Below are 16,892 nucleotides of genomic sequence, written 5' to 3'. Positions count from 1 at the left end.
CCCCGTATCGGAGCCTTTCATGCCCCAACAGCACCACCTTGCATCGCTCGTCGGCTCGCGCCTCTGCCATGACCTTATCGGCCCGATCGGAGCCATCGGCAACGGGGTGGAACTCATGATGCTTCCCGGCAATGAACGCCGTGACGAAGTGGCCATGATCGCGGAAAGCGTGGCCTCCCTGACTGCCCGCATCCGCTTCTTCCGCGTGGCCTTCGGGACGGCGCTGGCAGACCAGTCGATTTCGCGCAGCGAAGTGCTCGCCATACTGTCCGGGTTGCACCCTTCCGGGCGCATCGCGATCACATGGTCATCGGCCACGGACCTGCGCAAGGCCGAGATCCGCGCCATCTTCCTGCTCATCCTCTGCGCCGAACAGGGCCTGCGCAGCACCGGGCGGATCCACGTCCAGCAGGACGGCCACGGCTGGAGCCTGAGCCTCTCCTCCCCGCGCTTGGACCCGCATGCCCCCCATTGGGCCCTGCTGAAATCCGACGATCACACTGGCCTCTCCCCAGCCGAAGTACAGTTTCCCCTTGCCGCACTGGCGCTGGCCTCTCTGGGGCGGGAAATGCGCCTTGAACCCGCGAACGAAACCCTTCGCCTCAGCTTCTGATCGTTCCATCCCCGGTCACGAGGTATTTGAACGAGGTCAGCTGCTCCGCCCCCACCGGCCCCCGCGCATGCAGCTTGCCAGTCGCGATGCCGATCTCCGCCCCCATCCCGAACTCGCCCCCGTCCGCGAACTGGGTCGACGCGTTCCGCATCAGGATCGCGGAGTCGAGCCGCTGGAAGAACCGCGCCGCCGTTGCGTCATTCTCGGTCAGGATGCTCTCGGTATGCTGGCTGCCATACTGCCGGATATGGGCAATCGCCCCGTCCACCCCGTCCACGATCTTCGCCGCGATGATCATGTCCAGGAACTCGCAGCCGAAATCGCCGTCCTTGGCCGGAACCGTGCCGGGGATGGACAGCAGATCACCCTCCGCCCGCACCTCCACGCCCCGCTCCAGCAGGTCCGTGACCAGAACGCCACCGTGCTTCTCCCAGAAGCGACGGTCGATCAGCAGACACTCCGCCGCCCCGCAAATCCCCGTCCGCCGCGTCTTGGCGTTGATCACCACCCGCCGCGTCTTCGCAAGGTCCGCGTCGCCATCGGCATAGACGTGGCAGATGCCCTCGAGATGCGCGAAGACCGGCACCCGCGCCTCGCGCTGCACCAGCCCGACCAGCCCTTTACCGCCGCGCGGCACGATCACGTCGATGAACTCCACCGCCCGCAACATGGCCTCCACCATGCCCCGGTCCCGCGTCGGCACCAGCTGCACCGCCGCCTCCGGCAGACCCGCCGCCCGCAACCCCTGCACCATGCAGGCGTGAATGGCGGTCGAGCTATGGAAGCTCTCCGATCCCCCCCGCAGGATCACGGCATTCCCTGCCTTCAGGCACAGCGCGCCCGCATCCGCCGTGACATTCGGACGGCTCTCATAGATCACCCCTACCACGCCCAGCGGCGTCCGCACCCGCTGGATATGCAACCCTGTCGGGCGGTCCCAATCCGCGATCACCTCGCCCACCGGGTCCTTCTGCTCGGCCACCGCGCGCAAGCCGTCCACGATCCCGCGGATGCGCCCCTCGTCCAGCTTCAAGCGGTCCAGCATGGCAGGCGACAACCCCTTCGCCACCCCGAACTCTATGTCCTTGGCATTGGCGGCAATGATCTCCGCCCGCCGCTCCCAGACATACTGCGCCGCACCGATCAACGCCGCATGCTTGCGCTCGGCGCTCGCATAGGCCAGTTCCGCCGCAGCCGCCCTAGCCGCCGCACCGATCCCGGCCATCATGTCCGCGAAATTGCCGTCCATAGCGCCCACCCCCATTTTCTGTCTTCAAATATCCCGGGGGGTCCGGGGGCTGGCCCCCGGTCCGCCACCCGCCACCTCAGACCACCATGTCATCTCGATGGATCAACGCCGCCCGCCCGGCATAACCGAGTATCCCCTCGATCTCGCCCGACTTGTGCCCCGCAATGGCCTTCGCCTCCGCCGCCGTATAGCGGATCAAACCTTTCCCAAGCACCGCCCCATCCGGACCAAGGATCGCCACCGGCTCCCCCCGCCCGAAAGCGCCCTTCACCTCCCGCACCCCGGCAGGCAGCAGAGACTTGCCCTGCCCCAGCGCGGCCACGGCGCCCGCATCCACCACGACCTCGCCCTTCGGCTTCATCGCATTGATCCACCGCTTCCGCGCGATCTGCGGGTCCGCCCCCGGCACGAACCACGTCCGGTTCGCCCCCTCGGCCAAGGCCTTCAAGGGCCGCAACACCGACCCTTCCATGATCGCCATGGCACAGCCCCCGGCAACAGCAGTCTTCGCCGCCATCAGCTTGGTCTTCATGCCGCCCTTCGACAGGCCCGAAATCGGGTCCCCCGCCATCGCCTCGATCTCCGGCGTGATATGGTCCACCACATCGAACCGCACGGCGGATGCATCCTCCTTCGGATTGGCCGAATAGAACCCGTCCACATCCGACAGCAGGACCAACTGGTCCGCCCCCACCGTCACAGCGATCTGCGCCGCCAGACGGTCATTGTCCCCGAACCGGATCTCGTCCGTCGCCACCGTGTCATTCTCGTTCACGATGGGCACGACACCCAGACCCAGCAACGTCTCCATCGTCGCGCGGGAGTTCAGATAGCGCCGCCGGTCCTCTGTATCCTCCAGCGTCACCAGAACCTGCGCCGTGGTGATCCCATGCGGCGCCAGCACCTCCTCATAGGCCCGCGCGAGGCGTATCTGCCCCACGGCAGCCGCCGCCTGCGACTGCTCCAGCGTCAACTCCCCCGCAGGCAGGCCCAGCACCTTGCGCCCCAGCGCGATGGACCCCGACGACACCAAGACGACATCCGCGCCCCGCACCTTCGCCTCGGCCACATCCATCGCCAGCGCCGACAGCCACCCCTGCCGCAAGCCCGCCGCCCGGTCCACCAGCAGCGCCGACCCGATCTTCACCACCAGCCGCCGCACCGCCCGTACATCTGGGACGGTCGCCGCAGACACCTCGCTCACGGCTGCCACGGCCCCGCCTCCTTCTCCGGCTCGGCCCCCTGAATCTCGGCGTAGAGGGCGCGCAACACGTCCTGCAACCCCATCCCCGCCGCGCCGGAAATCACATGCACCTTCCCGCCCGAGGCCTTCTCCAAAGCCTTCCGCCGCGTGGTGATGGTCTTTTGATCCAGCGCATCGCACTTGTTCAGCGCAAGGATGCGCGGCTTGTCCCCCAGCAGGTCGGAATAGGCCTCCAACTCATGCACGATGGTCCGGTAATCCTTGGTGATGGTGCTGGATGTCCCGTCCACCAGATGCAGCAGCACCTTGCACCGCTCCACATGGGCAAGGAACTGCGTCCCCAACCCCCGCCCCTCCGACGCGCCCTCGATCAGCCCCGGAATATCCGCCATCACGAACTCGCGCCCATCGACGCCTACGACTCCGAGGTTGGGGATCAGCGTCGTGAAGGGATAATCCGCGATCTTCGGCCGCGCATTGGACACAGCGGCAAGGAAGGTGCTCTTCCCCGCATTCGGCAGCCCCACCAGCCCCGCATCCGCGATCAGCTTCAGCCGCAGCCAGACGGTGCGCTCCACCCCCTCCTGCCCCGGATTGGCCCGCCCGGGGGCGCGGTTTGTCGCGCTCTTGAAATAGAGGTTCCCGAACCCGCCATTCCCGCCCTTGGCGAGCAGCACCCGCTGCCCCACGGTCACAAGGTCGGCAATCACCGTCTCCTCGTCCTCGTCGATGATCTCCGTCCCCACCGGAACCTTCAGGATGATATCCTCGCCCGACTTCCCCGTCCGCTGGCTGCCCATGCCGGGCTGCCCGTTCTTGGCAAAGAAATGCTGCTGATAGCGGAAGTCGATCAGCGTGTTCAGCCCCTCGACCGCCTGGGCCCAGACCGACCCGCCATTCCCGCCATCCCCGCCATCGGGCCCGCCGAATTCCACGAACTTCTCGCGCCGGAACGACACGCATCCCGCCCCGCCGCCACCCGAGCGGATATAGACTTTGGCAAGGTCAAGGAACTTCATGGCATCAGGCTTTCATATGGATCGCCCAAGGCGATAGTTGACAATGGCCGCAGGCTCAAGCCTCACGCAGCCAAAGCCACCAGCCTTCCTGCCCAAAGCCCCTTCATCTTAGCCCAAATACCCCGGGGGGTCGTCCATCGTGTTCGCCATCCGTTCGAGAACCGATGGACGACGGGGGCTGCCCCCCCGCTTCCGACGGATCAATCCAGCTTGCGGATATAGGTCCATGTCGGCACCCGCGCATTGCGCGCGACCGAGAAGGTCTCCGCATCGCCCAGATACTGGAACCCCGCATTGGTCAGAACCCGCGCCGATCCGGGGTTGTCCTGGAACACCTCGGCAAAGACCGTGCGGTTGCTCTGCGGGTTGGCCCCGATCAGCGCCCGCACCGCCTCGGACGCAAAGCCCGTGTTCCAGAAGGCGGGCGCGACCCAATAGCCGATCTCGGACTGGTCGCGATTGTACTTCGCCTCGTCCATCCGCTTCAGGCTGATCACGCCCAGCACCTCGGCCAGCCCCGAGGCCGCGCCGTCCATGACCCAGACATCCTCTTCCCCGCCCCGCGCCATCGCACGGGTGACGAAAGCCTCCGCCGCGCCGGGGGGCAGAGGATGCGGGATCGACCGCGTGGCCTCGGCCACGCGTTTGTCGCCCGCATACATCGCGAAGAGTCCGGCATCCGACTTGCGCACGGGGCGCAGCACGAAACGTCCGGCGGCAATGGCCCCTTCGGGCAGCGCGGCGATCTTGTCCAGCATCATGGGCTTCCCTCCTGATGAAGCGCATGTCGGGGGCGGTTCTGCCCCGTTCAAGGTCTACGGCACGAAAGACAGGGGTTTGAGCCCGCAATCCGGCCTTTCCGTGGTCTTTTCCGTCCCGGCCCCGAAGGCCCGGCCCGTCTTTCGTCCCCCCCGTTCCGGACCAACGCCGGAAAACGGGAAAGGGGACCGGCTTTCCAGCCGATCCCCCTTCTACATTCCGAATGTAAAGGTTCGGCTTACTCGGCTGCCTCCGCAACGGGGAGAACCGAAATGAAGGTGCGGCCTTTGAGGCCCTTCTTGAAGGTCACCTTGCCCTCGGTCACGGCGAAGATCGTGTGATCCACGCCCATGCCCACGCCTTCGCCCGGGAAATAGGTCGTGCCGCGCTGGCGCACGATGATGTTGCCCGGAATGGCGGCCTGACCGCCGTAGAGCTTCACGCCAAGACGACGACCGGCGCTGTCGCGCCCGTTGCGGGAAGAACCGCCTGCCTTTTTATGTGCCATGGGGTGTTACTCCTTATTCCGCAGCGGCTTCAGCGGCCTTCTTGGCGCGCTTCGGTTTCGCAGCTTCCGCAGCCGGAGCGGCGGCAGCGTTATGGGCGGCACGGCGCGCATCGGCGGTGCCGGTGGCTGCAGCCACACCCGACTTCTCGGCGCCCGAGGCGAGGACCTCGGTCACGCGAACCAGCGTCAACTGTTGACGGTGGCCCTTGGTGCGCTGCGAGCTGTGCTTGCGGCGGCGCTTGACGTAGTGGATCGTCTTCTCGCCCTTGATCTGGTCGATCACTTCCGCGACGACTGCCGCACCCTTCACGGTGGGCACGCCGACGGTGACCTTGTCACCCCCGACCATCAGGATCTCGTTGAACTGGATCTTGTCACCAGCATTGGCGGCCAGCTTCTCAACGCGCAGGACGTCACCCGCCTGCACCTTGTACTGCTTGCCACCGGTCTTCAGGACCGCGAACATGGGTCTTCCCTTCGTTGCTCCGCGCCCTTTGGCCCCCGAACTCTCGGGCGTTCCGGGGTTTCCCCGCCTCGGACAGCGCGCCCTTGCGGGCGTCATGAAACTCATTTCTTGGCCAGACTCGCGCCTCGCCAGGATGCGCGCTTATCGATGCAAGGCACGGCGGAGTCAAGCCCGATCCGACTGCCAGCCCGCAAGCGCGCGATCAGATGTCCTGCCCCTGCAATTCCCGCGCGACGGCAAGCCCCAGTGCCTTGGAAACCGGAGAGAAGACGCCATCGAAAGCGGCAAACAGCGCCGCATTCAACTGCTGGCCCGCAGGCGATTCCGAGTATGCGATATAGGCGTCTAGCTCGTCGTCAGTCAGCGGCGCGTAGGCAAGCGCCAGATAGGGGAACAGCCAATCGGAAACTTGTTGACGCACCTCGGCCTCCTGCCCCCAGACATCGGCCAGCATCTGATCCTCGGTCATCTCTCCGCCGAAGGCACCACCCTCCGCCATGCCCTTGTAGAAGGCCAAATTGGCGTTCAACGCGCCCATGACATTCGACTCGACAAGGTCATTGGCCGCGGCAAATCGCTCCAGCAAGGCCACGCGCCCCTCATCGGCACCCGACATGTCCTCCCAAGCCAGCTTGGCCGCCTCTTCCGCCGCATCATCGATTAGCGCCCGCCGCGCCTCGATCTCGAGGCGCAGGACCTTCTGGCCAAGCTCAGAACCGAAGAAGGACTCCATCGGCGCGATCCCGTCCGGTGCCCGTGCAAGTTCCCGCACCAGACCATCCTCGAAGGCCTGCTTCATCCGCGCAGGGTCGTAGATCTGCTCCACTGCCGCGCTCCAACCCGGCCCGCCCGCACCAGGGAACATGTCCGTCTCAAGCGTCCGGCCATACTCGATGCCTTCGTCTCGCAAGACCTCGATGATCTCCCCGATCCGCATCGTCTCGACCAGCGAGGTGACAGCACCCCTTACCTGCGGAGGAACAACCTCCATCGCAGACATGTCTTGCGCCCGTGCCTGACCCTGAGGATGTGGCAGGGCAAGCGTCAGAAGAACCAGCGCCGTGCCCAGCGCCAATCGGCTGCACCAGCCGCATGCCATTCGATCCGAGCCCGCCATCACCCACCCCCTGCCAAGTTTTCGCAAATGTCTGCCGTCGACAGCTAGAGACTGCCACCATGCTTGCCAAGTCACCATCCCCCACAACTGCGCGAGCGGCTTTTCACACGCGGCAGGCAAGATCGCGCGTGGTGACAAAAAGCGTGAAAACGCCCTTGCAACCCAGCAATGACCCCGCTAGACAACCGCGCACTGACGACCCCCAAAAGCACGGAGAGGTGGCGGAGTGGTCGATCGCGCCGGTCTCGAAAACCGGAGTAGGTGCAAGCCTACCGTGGGTTCGAATCCCACCCTCTCCGCCACAATTAATTGAATTGTTATCGTTTTTTCAGCAGAGAGCTGAGCTAGCCATCGCAGAAGCCGTCACAATCTAAATACTTGATTCAGGTTGGAACGGTTTTTTCAAGATGTTGCGAGCCACAGTCGCCGAGTGGCACTTCGGAAACCCGTTTGAAAACACAGCCGCCAGGGGCCGCGCCCTCGTTGGCTTGTCGGGTCATGGTTCGACAGCATGGCTGGTGGCACTGCGCCAACCTATGCGAAAAACGCTCGACGTCTGGTCTGACGCCTGAAAAATGGTCCTCCCTGAAGTAGGCTTTTTGAACCACATGGAGGACGAAGGAATGCCGCAGAGGAAGCCCAATCCGGAGGAGATCGTCCCGAAGCTCCGGCAAGTTGATGTGCTGGTATCACAGGGCAAGTCGGTTGACTAAGCGGTACGCTCGATCCGCGTGATGTAGTTCACCTACCGCCGGAGGTGCAAGGAGTTCGGCGGGCTGAAGACCGATTAGGTGGCGCGGCTCAAGAAACTCGAGAAAGAGAACGAGCGGCGGCGGAAGGCGGTCTCCGATCTGACTCTGGAGCGGCCGATCTTGCGCGAGGCAGCGTCGGTAAACTTCTGAGCCCTTCCCGCCACCGTGCTTGCATCGAACATGTCCGGCAGAAGTTCCATGCCTCGGAACGCCTCGGTTATCGCCCGCAAGCCCCCGAGGTGGTGCAGTGGACGGCTTCGCCACCCGCACCCGCTTCGCCGGCCACACCGATCGTAGCGCCCACACCTGTCATGCACAAAGATGCAAACCGGGCCACTCGATCGGGGCAGGCCACCATGGGCATGGCGAGGTATCCACCTGAAGTTGCACTCCTGTTGCAGCTTCAGGCACTCTCATGTCTGCACCACAAATGCCAGCGCACTGTTTTCGCGATGTTTTCCCGCGCTCTCAAATTCGCGCTGCGTGAGTGGCACAACACTTTCCCGGAACCGTCGCAAAAAAAACACAACTTGAAGTTGGATTGACCCAAACGAAGGTCGGCATGGAATCACTCAATAAACTTTGATTTACAAGGGTGGAGCGCTCATCCGCCGGTAGAAGCGGGGAGGAAGGCAAACATGTCGGTGGCAGAGGTTTCAGCATGATCCCAGACAGGACCAGCATGCCGCAGGGCATCCTGACCTTTCTGAAAGTCGTGGCTCGCAAGGGCGAGCGTAGGCCATATCGCGGTGCACTTGTCGCGATGATCGTCTTACTCTTCTCAGCCGACGCCTTTGCACAAGACAGACCTGCGGCGCTCACCGTGCTGTTTCCAAACGAACTGCCCCAACACGTCATCTTCACCGACGATGGCGGTGTCAGTGGCCTCCGTGCCGATTTCTGGGCCGAATGGTCCGAGACCACGGGGATAGATGTCGATCTGCGACAGGCGCCGGGTGGTGTTCGCGAACTGGGACTGTCGGAGGCCTTGGACCTCGTCGGGAGCAGTGAAGCAGGCGTTTCCGGCCTGAAAGTGGCGCCGCCCTATCTGGACATCGTCTATGCCGTATTCACCGCAGACGGCGGCGATTTCGCGGCGGGCCAGCAAATTGCCACACGCGTCGGAAGCCCTTGCACGACATTGGTCGGGGACCAAGGGGCGACGGTCGTCGAACTGCCGGATCTCGACGCCATCGCGGTTGCTGCGGCAAGCGGAACGGTTGCCGGCTTCTGTTTGCCGACGATGGCGGGGGATGCGCTGCTGGCACGAACCGGTTTGTCCGACCGCCTGTCGCATGGCGCACCGATCCTGCACCTGACCGGTGCATGGGCCGTGGCCGAGGGGAACGACGCACTCTACGAAACGGTGGCACAAGGCTTCGAGGCCATCTCGCCGCAGAACGCGCGGGCGATGGAGGATCGGTGGATAGGGGCGGCAGAAACCGCCATTCCGGGCCTGCCCGCGAACAGTGTACCCACGGTGCTGCTCGGCCTCTTCGCAAGTGTCGCCATCGTCGTCGGGATCGCCATCCTTCTGCAGCATCGTCTTGGCCGAGCCATGGCCGCAAGGGCGGAGGTGGCGGACGCGCTGTATCGACGTATCCGCGAACAGGATTGCCTGCACCGCATTTTCCTTGCGACCGAAGACATGTCACGCCCCCGCCGTGAAATCCTTGCCGACATCGCCGCCGCCCTTGCGGCAGGCGTGGGCAATCGTGATCAGGCACGCTTCCGCATCAGGCTTTTCGAAGCTGTCCATGACGAATTGCCGGGCTGCACGGACCCGGCATTCCGGGTTCCCCTGATGATCGATGATCGGGAACAGGGAGAAATTGCCGTGGATTGCCGCGATGGCGGTCCAAACGAGGCGCCGACAGTGGAAGAGCGTCTTCTGGTCGAACTTGCCGCATCGAGGATCGCCGGTCGTGCGCAGGCCACTCTTGCCATCGAGCGCCTTGCACGCAGCGAGGATCGCTTCCGCCGCACCTTCCAACACTCGGCGCAGGCAACTGCGGTAATCCGTGACGGCCATTTCGCCGAGGCAAATCCTGCCGCACTCGCCATGCTCGGCTATGAGGCGAGGGAAAGCTTCGTCGGTCTTTCTCCGCTTGCGATTTCACCCGAATTGCAGCCAGACGGCATTCCGTCGGTGGAAAAGATAGAACGGCTTTTGCAGGCCGTGATGGAGCAGGGCAGCATCAAGTTCGACTGGGAGCATCTGCGCGCCGACGGGACGCCCATCCTTGTCGAAGTCTTGCTCACCGCGATCCACGAGGGGGAGCGTGTCGAGATCTTCACGCTGTGGAACGACATCACCGTCACCCGTCAGGCCGAAGCCGCCCTCACCGCCCACCAGCGTATCCTCGAGGCGCAGGTTGCGCTGCGGACCGAGGAATTGTCGCGCCTGAACGAAGAGTTGCTCACCTTGCTCGCCACGGCGGCCAGCGGGATCGCCTTGATGCATGACGGCGTGATCCGGGCCTGCAACCCGTCGCTGATCCAGCTTCTGATGATCCCGCAAGAGCAGCTTATCGGGGCATCGCCGGCCACGATCTTCCAGAACCCCGAGGATTGGAACACGCTGCGGGATCAGGCCCTTGCGGCCCTGCGAGAAGGCAGGATCTTCAGCACGACGACGGAAATCCGCCGTGGTGATGGCAGTTCCCTCTGGGTCGCCATCCGCGCCAATGCGGTCGACCCCGCCCATCCCGAGGCCGGTGCCGTCTGGGTCGTGGACGATATGTCGAAAGAATACGCGGCAAGCCGCCAGCTTGCCGCTGCGCGTGACATGGCGGAACAGACCGCCCGACTGAAGTCTGAGTTTCTGGCGCATATCAGCCACGAACTGCGCTCGCCGATCAATGCCGTCATCGGGTTCACCGAGTTGCTGCTGGGCTCTCCCCTCACCGACCACCAGCGCGACTACCTCACCAAGGTTCAGGCCTCTGGGCGGCACCTCCTGATGATCGTCAATGACGTTCTGGATTTGTCGAAGGTCGAATCTGGCAAGCTGCGGATCGAAAGCACGGAATTCCGTCTGTCGAGTGTGATCAGAGGGTCGGTCGACACGATTGCCTCCGCCGCGGCCGAGAAGGGTGTCGAACTCGTCATCGATGCGGATCCCTCGCTTCCGACGCAGTTCCGGGGGGATCCGTTGCGGATCTCGCAGATCCTGATGAACTTCCTGACCAATGCCCTGAAATTCACCCAGCAGGGCGAGATAACGCTTTCTGTAGCGCAGGCCCCGAAGGGAGGCCTGAGGATGGCCGTGACCGATACGGGCATCGGCATGTCGCAGGAGCAGATGGGGCGCCTTTTCGAGCGGTTCTCGCAGGCAGACGATTCCACCGCGCGTCTCTATGGTGGCACCGGCCTTGGTTTGGCCATCTCGCGGCAGCTGGCCGACCTCATGCAGGGTGAGGTGGGCGTGCGCAGTGAACCGGGCAAGGGCAGCACCTTTTGGGTGGACCTGCCCCTCGACCCGCTTCCCGAGCCGCAGCAGCGCCTGTCGACGCAGCCCCTTGCACGCCGCCGCCTTTTGGTCATCGATGACAACAGCCATGCCGCAAACATCCTTGCGACCCATCTGCGGGCTGCCGGTGCCGTGGTCCGCGCGGAGGCGAGGCTTCCTTCCGGATCGATCGATGGCTATGACGCCATCCTGATCGACAGCCGCCTTCATGACATGGACGGGTTCGAAGCGGCCCGGAAACTGCGTCAGCGTGGCATGCCCTTGCCGCGCCTTGTGCTCCTCGCGCATCGCGGTGGTCAGGAATTCGTCGACCGCTGCCACGCCGAAGGCTTTGTCGACATGTTCGTGAAGCCAATCGACCCCGAGGCGCTGATCACGCGCCTGCAGGTTCTGCTCTGGCCAGACCAATCGCGCCAGACGACAGCGCCGGTCCTTTATGATCCCCTCCCTGCGCGCAACCAGCACGTGGCGCGAATCCTCGTCGTTGATGACAATCCGATGAACCTTGAGGTGACGACTGCCCTCATCGCGCGGCAAGGCCTTGAAACCGCCACCGCTACCAATGGCGCAGAAGCCGTGCAGGCGGTGTTGGAACAGGATTTCGATCTGATCCTGATGGATTGCCAGATGCCCGTGATGGATGGTGTCGAAGCGACGCGCCGTATCCGGGCCCTGCCCACGGCCAAGGCGCAGGTGCCGATCATCGGCCTTACCGGCCGCGCCGAAGAAGACGACCGCGATCTGGCCTATGCGGCCGGGATGACGGACTACATCGTAAAACCCGTTATCCCGAGCGCTCTGAAGGCCATGCTCGCGCGCTATCTGGTCGACGCGCCGCAGCGCAAGTCGGTCAAGCTGACCGAGGCTGCTCAGGCGTCATAGGGCCATGGGGCCTGCGAGAAGACCCCGCCATCGACCCAGAGCGTCTGGCCTGTCACGAAATCTGCGGCAGGTGAACAGAAGAAAAGGACCGGCCCCGCGATGTCGGCGGGGGTCCCAACGCGCCGCAAGGGTGTGACAGGGCTCCATGTCGCGGCATAGTCGCCGGCCTCGGACGCCGTCCGCTCGGTGGCGATGGCGCCAGGAGCCACGCAGTTCACCCTTATCCCATGCGGCCCAAGTTCGCTTGCGGCGGATTTCGTGAATTGCTCTATGCCGCCCTTCGACGCGGTGTAGTCCACCAGTTTCGGGAAGGCCAGTTTGTTGCACCCCGATCCAAGATTGACGATCGATCCCTTGATGCCGGCGGCAACCATCAGGCGCGCGGCGGCCTGTGTGTTCAGGAAGGTGCCGCGCAGATTGGTTCGGATCACGGCATCCCACTGATCCGCACGCAGATCCAGCAGGCCCGCCCATGTCTGGATTCCAGCGTTATTCACCAGAACCGAAGGGGCCTCGCCCGCCCAGTCCGCCGCTTTCCGGTGGAATGCCGTGACGGCCTCCTCGTCGCCCGCATCCGCCTCGACCGATAGGCAGCGACGCCCCATGTCGCGCAACTCTCCCTCGATCCGGGCTGCAAGATCCGCGCTGCCGATATGGGTCAGCGCCACGTCATATCCTGCCCCCGCCAAGGCCAGCACAAGATGCCGACCGATGGCCGAGGTCCCCGCAGTGACGATCGCAAGTGCCATGTCGTGCCCCCTCCCCTCTCGGCCTCAGGCCAGCATGTCCCAGATGAATCGCGCGCAGACCGTCAGAAGAAAGATACCGAAGCCTGTCTCCAGCACCCGCTTGGGCAGGGTATGCGCAAGCTTCACCCCGAAACGCGTCGTCAGCAGCGTCGTGGGTATCGTCAGGGCGAAGGTGAGCAGACTGACATAGCCCAGCGCATCGGCGGGCAGGCCGGGTTTACCCCAACCCGCCAGAACATAGCCAATGGTTCCCGGCAGTGCGATGAGGACGCCCACACCTGCTGCCGTCGAGATTGCCCGGCGGATATCGTAGCCATGCAGCGTCAACAGCAGATTGGTGATCGCCCCACCGCCGATTCCCATGAGCGCCGATAGAATACCGATGATCCCGCCGTAGCCGACCAAGACCTTGCGCCCCGGAAGGCCCTCGGCCAGACGCCAGCCCTTGCCACCCGACAACAGTTTCGCCGCGTTGATCCCCGCAACGAAGATGAAAACAAGCTGGAAGACGATGGGGTCGGCAAAGTGGGCAATCGCCGAACCCGCAAGCACACCCAGCACCACGGGCACGGCCCAGATGCGTATGAGGTCCATATCCACCGTGCCACGCAGGTAATGCCCCCGCGCGGAATTCAGCGATGTGGGAATGATGACCGCAAGAGAGGTGCCCACCGCCATCGGCATCCAGAGGTCCTTGGGGTAATCAAGCACGCGGAACAGTTCATAGAAGACCGGCACCGAAATCGCGCCGCCCCCGATGCCGAATACTCCGGCGAGGAGCCCGATCAGCGCACCTGCCACGATCAGCGCCCCGATCACCGGCAGAAGCGTCGCCAGTTCCATTCCATCCATGCCCCCGATTCCTTTCCCTTACAGCCCCCCACGGGGACCGCCCCGCACCAGTCTTAGGCCGCGCCATGCCCAAGGACAACCGGCAGCACCTTGCCAGCACCCGCACAACCGCTAGCCTTCTCGCGCACAGAAACGCGTAGAGGACCCAAGGACATGACCGTGAACACCGCCCCCATATCGGCGGGCGAGGCGCTTGCCATTCTACGCGCTGCCCATGGCGCACAGGCCTCGGGCCAGCTTACCGCCGCCTGGATGCTGCATGGACGTCCGGGCATCGGCAAATCCGAGATCGTGGCCCAACTTGCCACCGAGACCGGCGCGCTGCTTTTCGATCTGCGCCTGACGACCATCGAGCCGCAGGATCTGCGCGGCCTGCCCTTCTACGACCATAGCACCCGACGCACCGTCTGGTATCGCCCAGAGGACCTGCCGGACGATCCGATGCGCCCCACTATCCTGTTCCTCGACGAGCTCACCGCCGCCGCGCCGACGCTGCAACCCACGGTCTACGGCCTTCTTCAGGAACGCCGCGTCGGACGTCACCAACTGCCCGCCTCCTGCTTCCTCGTCGCTGCCGGAAACGGCACGGATGACGGTGCCGTCGCCTATGAAATGGGAACGGCCCTCGCCGACCGGCTGATCCATCTGCAAATAAGGGCCGAGGCTACGGATTGGCTCACACGCTATGCCGTCCCGCGTGGCCTCCATCACGCCGTCATCACCTTCATCCGCACGCGCCCCGACCTGCTGGAGAATTCAGAAGACGCGCTTCGCCGTGGCCTCACGATCGCCTGCACGCCCCGCTCTTGGGTCAGGGTGTCCGACATCCTCCGCGCCATCCCCGACCCAAACCTCCGCACCCCAATGATCGCAGGCACCATCGGAGACGCCGCCGCCGCCGAATTCCTTTTGGTGGCAGAGGAGATCGCCGCCACCGTGCAGGTGGCCGATTTGCTTGAGGCCCCACGTGCCAAACGCGCCGACCTCTACCCCCAGACGATGACCGGCCTCACCGCCCTGACCTATGCCCTTATCGGCACTGCCGACGCTGCGAGCATGGCACGGGTGATCGAGGTGATGGCCGAGTTGCGCCACCTGCCCCGCCTGCGCCCTGATACACCCTTCGCCCGCCTGCCCTTGGCGGAACTTTGCACCCATGGTTTCGAACTGCTAATCCAGAAGGCCCTGACTCAAGGCCTGACCGAGGCCTTCCGCAACTCCCCCGCCTATGCCGAATACCGTGCCGAACGGCAGGCACATGGTCTTGAATGACGGGTCTAGATTGATGGGCTTGGAATGAGCCGCCACAGTGCCCGCGCCACCAGCGCACTCCGCGCGCTGAACGAACACGATCCTGCCATGGCCGCGCTTGCCCTCTGGTGCGATCACCGCGACCGCGACCACGGCCCAATGGCCGAGACAACGGGCCAGACCGTTCATTACGGCCCCGAATTCGACACCTTGCCCCGGCACGAACAGATGGGCCTTGCCGCCCATCATATCTTGCACGTGGCGCTGCGCCATTCGTCCCGTCTGGCCAACCTCGCCCTTCGGCTGGGCGACCGTTTCGATGCCCGCCTCTGGCAGATCGCCGCCGATGCCATCGTGAACGAGACCCTGCTCGCCGCCGACTACGCCCTCCCGCGCCCGGCCCTGACGCTGACGGGCCTCCTCTCCCATGCCCTCGCCACCACTTCGCCTCCCCGTCAGGCGCTGGCCGACTGGGACGTGGACCGCCTCTATCACGCCCTGCGCGACAGCAGGCCGGGGGGCAGCGGCGAGGCGCAATCCCGCGCCCTTTCCTACGCCATGGCGACGGGTTTCCAACCTGATCTGAAGCCCGATAACGGCGCCGCCGCCCCCCCCGAGACGAGAACCGATGCCGACTGGCATCGACATCTGGCGCGGGCTTTGGATGCCGGCCGCATGGCTGGGCGCGGCATTGGGGCGGCGGGACTGCGCCTTGCCGACATCCCCATTCCGGAAACCCCGTGGGAGGTGATACTGCGCCGCCTCCTCACCCGGGCTACACTGGACACGCCCCGGCCCAGCCACCGCCGTCCCGCCCGCCCCTTCATCGCCGCCATGGCCGATGCGCAGGCCAAAGGCACCCCCGAACCTGCCTTCCAGCCCGGAACCACCCGCCAGAGCCCCGCCCCCCGTGTGGTTATCGCGCTCGACACTTCCAGCAGCATCACGAATGACGCGCTATCGCTCCTTATGGCCGAGACCGCCGCCATCGCCCGCCGTACGCGGGCGGAAGTTCACCTCATCGCCTTCGACGACACCCCCGCGCCGCCCGCCAGACTGGACCCCGCCACTGCCGCCGCCCAAATCCGCAGCCTGCAAGCCCCGCGCGGCGGCGGCACCGCTTTCGCCCCCGCTTTCGCGGCGGCGACCATCCTGCAGCCTTCGATCCTGATCGTCCTGACCGATCTCGAGGCACCGCTTCCCGCACGGCCCCGCTTTCCGGTGATCTGGGCTGTCCCCGACAGCCGCCATGCACCGAGGCCGCCTTGGGGAACGACCCTCGACCTTTCGCGCTAACCGATCAGCGCCGCCAGCCGAGCATGGGCCGACACGCCCCGCAGGTCAAAGGCCACATCCCGCAGACATTCCCCTGCCGCAAGGTTCGCCCGCAACAGATCACGTTCCCCGAACGCCTCATCGAAGAGTCCTGCCACCAGCGACCGCTCTTCCGCCGTCAGGCGCATCACTTCCGGCCCTGCCTCGCTTTGCACCGATACCAGCGTGAGCGGCGGCATCCGCCAGATTTCCGACTGTTCCACGACCAGATGCAACCGACCGTCCACCAGCCCCCGCCCGGCGGCGATCTTCGACAGTATCGCCACGGAACGGACGCGGAGCAGGTCCATGCCCCGCTCCACCTCTGCGGGGGAGGCCAGAGCCTTTGCCCGCGTCCGGTTCAGGCGCAGGAGTTTTGCCTCGACGAAATAGATCACGATCAGCATGGGAAGGGGTGCCTGCGAGATGGCAAGGGCGTATTGCGGGTAGATCACCGCCCCCAGCAGAAAAGGTAGGAGCGCGCCGAGATAGCGCAGCACCTCGATCTCGAAGATCAGCCGCAGCCAGAGGCCAAGGCCCGCCCCACGTCGCGGAAATATCATCACACGTCCAAAGACGCGGCGTGGCACTTGGCGCATCTCAAGGACATGCGGGTTCCAGATCGTATCGGGCGTCAGAATGAACACGCGGGTGCCTCCCTGCGGCGAAGCTAGGCCGCAGCCGT

At 64.7% G+C, this 16,892-nt stretch carries 14 protein-coding genes, 1 tRNA gene and 1 pseudogene; 6 read left to right on the top strand and 10 right to left on the bottom strand.

All coding sequences use genetic code 11. The features are described from left to right. Positions 1-19: 19 nt before the first annotated feature. Positions 20-613: a histidine phosphotransferase family protein gene (locus tag TabM4_RS07410; RefSeq protein ID WP_434620603.1), complete on the top strand. Its 594-nt coding sequence runs from the start codon at positions 20-22 to the stop codon at positions 611-613. Here TabM4_RS07410 and TabM4_RS07405 read toward each other — a convergent pair. The 7 genes from TabM4_RS07405 to TabM4_RS07375 all read right to left on the bottom strand — a co-directional run bounded on the left by TabM4_RS07405 (position 603) and on the right by TabM4_RS07375 (position 6,935). Next, positions 603-1,862 carry a glutamate-5-semialdehyde dehydrogenase gene (locus tag TabM4_RS07405; RefSeq protein ID WP_434620600.1) on the bottom strand — a complete coding sequence of 420 codons (1,260 nt, stop codon included), beginning with the start codon at positions 1,860-1,862 and terminating at the stop codon, positions 603-605. The genes TabM4_RS07410 and TabM4_RS07405 overlap by 11 nt on opposite strands. A 76-nt stretch (positions 1,863-1,938) precedes the next feature. Beyond that, the gene (proB, locus tag TabM4_RS07400; RefSeq protein ID WP_434621956.1) at positions 1,939-3,024 is read right to left on the bottom strand and encodes a glutamate 5-kinase; all 1,086 of its coding nucleotides are present in this window, start codon (positions 3,022-3,024) and stop codon (positions 1,939-1,941) included. Positions 3,025-3,062: 38 nt separating this feature from the next. Continuing rightward, a complete protein-coding gene (obgE, locus tag TabM4_RS07395) occupies positions 3,063-4,085 on the bottom strand; it encodes a GTPase ObgE (protein ID WP_434620597.1) in 1,023 nt (340 codons plus the stop codon). Positions 4,086-4,285: 200 nt separating this feature from the next. After that, complete coding sequence (locus tag TabM4_RS07390) at positions 4,286-4,846, bottom strand: GNAT family N-acetyltransferase (protein ID WP_434620594.1); 561 nt, start codon at positions 4,844-4,846, stop codon at positions 4,286-4,288. Between the two features lie 236 nt (positions 4,847-5,082). Then, on the bottom strand, positions 5,083-5,352 hold the full coding sequence (gene rpmA, locus TabM4_RS07385) for a 50S ribosomal protein L27 (protein WP_434620591.1): 270 nt from the start codon (positions 5,350-5,352) through the stop codon (positions 5,083-5,085). Positions 5,353-5,365: 13 nt separating this feature from the next. After that, complete coding sequence (gene rplU, locus TabM4_RS07380) at positions 5,366-5,818, bottom strand: 50S ribosomal protein L21 (protein WP_434620588.1); 453 nt, start codon at positions 5,816-5,818, stop codon at positions 5,366-5,368. 202 nt (positions 5,819-6,020) lie between these two features. Next, a complete protein-coding gene (locus tag TabM4_RS07375; protein ID WP_434620585.1) occupies positions 6,021-6,935 on the bottom strand; it encodes a hypothetical protein in 915 nt (304 codons plus the stop codon). 212 nt (positions 6,936-7,147) lie between these two features. Between TabM4_RS07375 and TabM4_RS07370 the strand changes: the two genes are divergently transcribed. The 3 genes and pseudogenes from TabM4_RS07370 to TabM4_RS07360 all read left to right on the top strand — a co-directional run bounded on the left by TabM4_RS07370 (position 7,148) and on the right by TabM4_RS07360 (position 12,041). After that, positions 7,148-7,237 (top strand) — tRNA-Ser (locus TabM4_RS07370). Positions 7,238-7,558: 321 nt separating this feature from the next. Then, positions 7,559-7,911: pseudogene (locus tag TabM4_RS07365) on the top strand (IS3 family transposase); the annotation flags it as partial. Positions 7,912-8,348: 437 nt separating this feature from the next. Then, positions 8,349-12,041, top strand: coding sequence for a response regulator (locus TabM4_RS07360; protein WP_434620582.1), 3,693 nt, complete (start codon positions 8,349-8,351; stop codon positions 12,039-12,041). Here the strand turns inward: TabM4_RS07360 and TabM4_RS07355 are convergent. Beyond that, a complete protein-coding gene (locus TabM4_RS07355) occupies positions 12,029-12,790 on the bottom strand; it encodes an SDR family NAD(P)-dependent oxidoreductase (protein WP_434620579.1) in 762 nt (253 codons plus the stop codon). The genes TabM4_RS07360 and TabM4_RS07355 overlap by 13 nt on opposite strands. Positions 12,791-12,814: 24 nt before the next feature. Beyond that, the gene (locus tag TabM4_RS07350) at positions 12,815-13,642 is read right to left on the bottom strand and encodes a sulfite exporter TauE/SafE family protein (RefSeq protein ID WP_434620576.1); all 828 of its coding nucleotides are present in this window, start codon (positions 13,640-13,642) and stop codon (positions 12,815-12,817) included. Positions 13,643-13,795: 153 nt separating this feature from the next. Here TabM4_RS07350 and TabM4_RS07345 point away from each other — a divergent pair, with 153 nt between their 5' ends. Together TabM4_RS07345 and TabM4_RS07340 are read left to right on the top strand one after the other, a co-directional pair. Continuing rightward, entirely contained in the window at positions 13,796-14,914 is a 1,119-nt protein-coding gene (locus TabM4_RS07345) for an AAA family ATPase (protein ID WP_434620573.1), read from the top strand. 24 nt (positions 14,915-14,938) lie between these two features. Next, positions 14,939-16,189, top strand: coding sequence for a vWA domain-containing protein (locus tag TabM4_RS07340; protein WP_434620570.1), 1,251 nt, complete (start codon positions 14,939-14,941; stop codon positions 16,187-16,189). Here TabM4_RS07340 and TabM4_RS07335 read toward each other — a convergent pair. Beyond that, positions 16,186-16,854 carry a hypothetical protein gene (locus TabM4_RS07335; RefSeq protein ID WP_434620567.1) on the bottom strand — a complete coding sequence of 223 codons (669 nt, stop codon included), beginning with the start codon at positions 16,852-16,854 and terminating at the stop codon, positions 16,186-16,188. The two genes, TabM4_RS07340 and TabM4_RS07335, sit on opposite strands and share 4 nt — an antisense overlap. Between the last annotated feature and the right edge of the window lie 38 nt (positions 16,855-16,892).

The sequence above is a fragment of the Tabrizicola sp. M-4 genome (assembly GCF_051132405.1).
GTDB lineage: Bacteria > Pseudomonadota > Alphaproteobacteria > Rhodobacterales > Rhodobacteraceae > Paragemmobacter.
Note: the sequence above shows the minus strand (reverse complement) of the source record. Positions and strands in the feature narration are given on the sequence as shown.